Annotated in this window: 4 protein-coding genes; all 4 read left to right on the forward strand. The window is 27.4% G+C overall.

Features of this window, described 5'->3' with window-relative positions; genetic code table 11:
- Positions 1-26: 26 nt before the first annotated feature.
- The gene (locus tag ACERKK_RS11525) at positions 27-1,505 is read left to right on the forward strand and encodes a DUF2779 domain-containing protein (protein WP_373773225.1); all 1,479 of its coding nucleotides are present in this window, start codon (positions 27-29) and stop codon (positions 1,503-1,505) included.
- Between the two features lie 34 nt (positions 1,506-1,539).
- Positions 1,540-2,148, forward strand: coding sequence for an arylesterase (locus tag ACERKK_RS11530; protein ID WP_373773226.1), 609 nt, complete (start codon positions 1,540-1,542; stop codon positions 2,146-2,148).
- Complete coding sequence (locus ACERKK_RS11535; protein WP_373773227.1) at positions 2,148-2,810, forward strand: ABC transporter ATP-binding protein; 663 nt, start codon at positions 2,148-2,150, stop codon at positions 2,808-2,810. Before ACERKK_RS11530 ends, ACERKK_RS11535 begins: the two co-directional genes overlap by 1 nt.
- The coding region (locus tag ACERKK_RS11540) for an ABC transporter permease (RefSeq protein WP_373773228.1) at positions 2,804-4,473 on the forward strand (1,670 nt) is incomplete at its 3' end. The genes ACERKK_RS11535 and ACERKK_RS11540, both read left to right, overlap by 7 nt.

Genomic DNA, 4,473 nt, shown 5'->3' on the forward strand with positions numbered 1-4,473 from the left:
ATATATAATTATAGGAAAAAATATAAATGAACCTATCTAAATCCCTCTACACAAAAGGCATCCAATGCCAAAAAGCACTTTGGTTAAAAAAGTACAATAAAGAAGTGCTTTCTTTACCTGATGAAACAGTGTTAGCTAGATTTGAAACTGGAAATGAAGTAGGGGACTTAGCTTGTGAGCTTTTCCCAAATGGAATTGAAATAGAATATACTAGAAATTTTGATGAGATGATAAATCAAACTAAAAAACATATAGATGATGGTATCAAGTATATTTACGAAGCTACTTTTTCTTTTAATGGTATTTTAGTTTTAGTTGATGTTTTAGAAATACATGAAGATAGTTCTATTTCTATTTATGAAGTAAAAAGTTCATCATCAGTAAAAGATATATATGTTCATGATACTTCTATTCAATACTATGTATTATCACAACTTGGTTTTTTTATTAGAACTGCAAATGTAGTACATATTAATAATTCTTATGTAAGAGCTGATACTTTAGTTTTAAATGAGCTTTTTACTATTGCAGATGTAAGTTCTGAAGTTATAGCTTTACAGGAAAATATTCCTACTATTTTAGGTGAGTTTGAAATAGTATTAGAAGATAAGATAAATGAACCAAATATTGATATTGGAAAACATTGTCATAATCCTTATGTTTGTGATGCCAAAGATTATTGTTGGAAAGTTCAAAGACAAATACCTGAATATTCTATTTTTAATATCTTTAATCTAGGAAGTAAAAAACAAGTAGAGTTATACTCACAAGGTATTATAAAACTTGAAGATATTCCAAATGATTTTGCAATGACTGCTAATCAAGAACAAGCAGTAGAAAACTACAAATCAAAAGAGATTTTCATAAACAAAGAAAAAATCAAAGAGTTTGTAGATACTTTGACTTATCCTATTTATCACTTAGATTTTGAGACATTCCAACAAGCAATACCCGAATTCAAAGGTATTAGACCATATGCTCAAATACCATTTCAATATTCACTTCATATTGAACATAAAGATGGCACACTTGAACACAAAGAGTATTTAGCAAAAGATGGCATAGATCCAAGAGAACAAATAGCTAAAAGTTTGTGTGAGCATATACCAAGTAATATGACAGTATTAGCTTATAACATGAGTTTTGAAAAAGGTGTTATCAAAAAACTATCAGACTTATACCCAGCGCTTAGTACTCATCTTCTAAGTATAAATGAAAATATGAAAGACCTAATGATTCCATTTCAGAAGAAATATTATGTAACACCATCAATGAATGGCTCTTATTCTATCAAGTATGTATTACCAGCACTAGTGCCAGAGTTTGCAAAAGCATATAAAGAATTAGATGGAGTACAAAATGGAAGCCAAGCTATGAATGCCTTTGCAAATATGAGTAAAATGAAAGAGGGCGAAAAACAGAAAATGAGAACTTCTCTTATTGAGTATTGTAAGCTAGATACTTTAGCGATGGTGAAGATTTTAGAGAAATTAAAATTTTATTAATAAACAATTTTTATCATTTTAGATAGAATTTATTATGAAAAAAATTATACTAATTCTATTTTTAATTAATCTACAAATTATCAGTGCTAATACAAATAGCAACACTATTTTATTTTTAGGTGATTCTTTAACCGAAGGACTTGGCGTTCAAAAAGATGATGCATTCCCAAAACTAGTGCAGACTTTGATTCAAACCGAACTTAAAAAAGATATTACTGTTATAAACGGTGGAGTAAGTGGTTCTACAACTAGTGATGGACTTGCTAGGCTTAAATGGTATTTGAAAAAGAAACCATATTTGGTTTTTTTGGCACTTGGAGCAAATGATGGTCTTAGAGGTTTAAATCTTGAAAAAAGTCAAAAAAATCTAGAAGAAATTATCAAGTATGCACAAAAATCAAATGCAAAAGTATTATTAGCAGGAATGCTTATGCCACCAAATTATGGCTTAGAATATTCAGAGCGTTTTAAAAAAATGTATCAAGAAATAAAAGAGAAATACAAATTAGAAAGTATGCCTTTTTTATTAGATGGCGTTGCAGGTAAAAAAGAGTTCAATCAAGCAGATGGTATTCATCCAAATATTGAAGGCCATAAGGTTATTGCAAAAAAAGTATTTATGTTTATAAAGGAATATCTATAATGTTAGAATTAAAATCACTAAAAAAATCATATCTTCAAGGCTCACAAAATATTGAAATATTTGAAAATTTAAATTTTCATTTAGAAGAGGGGCAAAGAGTTGCAATTATGGGAAAATCTGGAAGTGGAAAATCAACACTGCTTTCACTTATTTCTGGAATTATAAAACCTAACTCAGGAGATATTTCTTTAAACTCTATTTCTTATAAAGATTTACAAGAGAGTGAACTTAATGATTTTAGAGCAACTAATATAGGATTTATTTTTCAAAATTTTCATTTAGTATCTTATTTAAATGCTCTTGAAAATGTGATGCTTCCTGCAAAAGTTTGTAATATTGCTAATGCTAAAGAAAAAGCAATAGAACTTTTAAAAAGTGTAGGACTATCTCATAGACTAAATCATCTTCCTTCTGAACTAAGTGGTGGAGAGAAACAGCGTGTAGCAATTGCTAGAGCGTTGATTCATAATCCTAAAATAATTTTAGCAGATGAACCAAGTGGAAACTTAGATGAAGAGACAGGGATTGCAGTTATGGATATACTTTTTAAACTAATTAAACAGAATAATACTACTTTGATTTTAGTAACTCACTCAAAAGATGTAGCCACTCGTTGTGAAAAAACTTATAAACTTGTATCTGGAAATTTAACTCAATGTTAGTCTTAGAACTTGTTTTTAAAGCTTTAGCACGCTCAAAGTCTTTTAGTCTAATATTTATATTAAACTTTTGTTTAGCTATTGCTTCACTTTCATATTTACAATTTTTCAAAGGAAGTATGGAGAACTCACTTGATACTAAAGCAAAAGTTTTACTAGGTTCTGACCTTGTAGTATCTTCAAGATTTCCTATAAACTCCAAACAAATAGAAGATATAAAAAATAAACTTCCTGAAATAAAAAGTTTTTCTCAAGGTGTTTCAACTGTTAGTATGATTTCATCTTCTAAAAGAGCTAGATTAATGGAAGTGGTTAAGATTAATGAAAATTATCCATATTATGGAGGATTAGTTTTTAAGGATAAATCAATTTATCCAAAAGCTGAAACTACACCTAAATCAAATGAAGTTTGGGTTTACAAAGAAGTTTTAGATTTACTTAACTTAAAACTTGAAGATAATATAAAAATTGGAAAAGAATCATTTATTATAAAAAAGATTATTGAAGAAGACTCTTTAAAAACAGTAAGTTTTAGTGGTTTTTTACCGAAGATTTATATAAGTGAAGAGGGATTAAAAAGAACAGAACTATTGCAGTTTGGTTCAACTGCTTCTTATAAACTAAACTATCTTTTTAAACAAAACCTAGACAATGATAAATTAGAAAAAATTGAAAATAACTTAGAAAAAAGTATAGACCAAAACTTACGAGTTCTTTCACCAAATGATGGAAGAGACCGATTATTAAGGGTTTTAACTTTTGTTACAAATTTTTTATCATTAGTATCACTTGTATCATTCTTTTTGGGTCTTGTTGGTTTAATTTACTTATATTCTGGTTTTTTAAGGAAACATCAAAAAGATATTACAATTCTAAGCGACCTTGGATTAAGTAAAAAAAGTTTAGCTAGTACTTATATATTGCATTTATTTGTTTTAATTACTATTTCAAGTATAGTTGTTTTTTCTCTTATGACAGTTTCTGCACAATTTATAGCTCCAATAATACAAAAACTTGTAGATTTTAATTTTGATTTAACTTTAGATTATTTCTTCTTTTTAAAATCTTCACTTATATTATTACTATTGAGTTTAAGTATTGGACTTCCTTTGATTTTACCTTTACTTCAAAGACAAAAACAATCACTATTTAAAATGATTATTAGTTTTACACCTTTTATTTTACTTTTATTAGTAATATCTCATTTTGTAACACCTGCTAAAAACATAGGTCTTTTCTTTGCAATTGCTATGCTTATATTAATCATTTTATTTTTTACAATAAGTTCTTTTATTTTAAAAAAGTTTGATTTTTCAGGACATTTAGAAAGTTTATCTTTTTCATTAGCACTAAAAAATATTGTAAGACAAAAAAAAACATCTTTAACTTTATTTACAGCTATTCTTTTATGTACAACACTTTTTAGCCTTATTCCTCAAATTGGTTCGTCTTTATCTAATTCTTTAACACAAAGCGTAGATGAAAGACCACGTTTTTTTGTAATTGATGCAAAAGAAGAAGAAATAAAAGATATAAAAGCTCAAGTTAAAAATATGAATGCACGTTTAGAAAATATCTCACCAATGGTAAGAGGGCGAATTATAAAAGTAAATGATATTGATTTTTCAGAACACGCTAAAAAAAATATAAAGAAAGAAGAAAGTTC

It is taken from the genome of Poseidonibacter sp. (genome assembly GCF_041821165.1).
GTDB lineage: Bacteria > Campylobacterota > Campylobacteria > Campylobacterales > Arcobacteraceae > Poseidonibacter.

Excerpts from the sequence above, each read along its gene's own strand:
- ACERKK_RS11530 (WP_373773226.1), top strand. The coding sequence starts at position 1,540 with ATGAAAAAAATTATACTAATTCTATTTTTAATTAATCTACAAATTATC.
- ACERKK_RS11525 (WP_373773225.1), top strand. The coding sequence starts at position 27 with ATGAACCTATCTAAATCCCTCTACACAAAAGGCATCCAATGCCAAAAA.
- ACERKK_RS11535 (WP_373773227.1), top strand. The coding sequence starts at position 2,148 with ATGTTAGAATTAAAATCACTAAAAAAATCATATCTTCAAGGCTCACAA.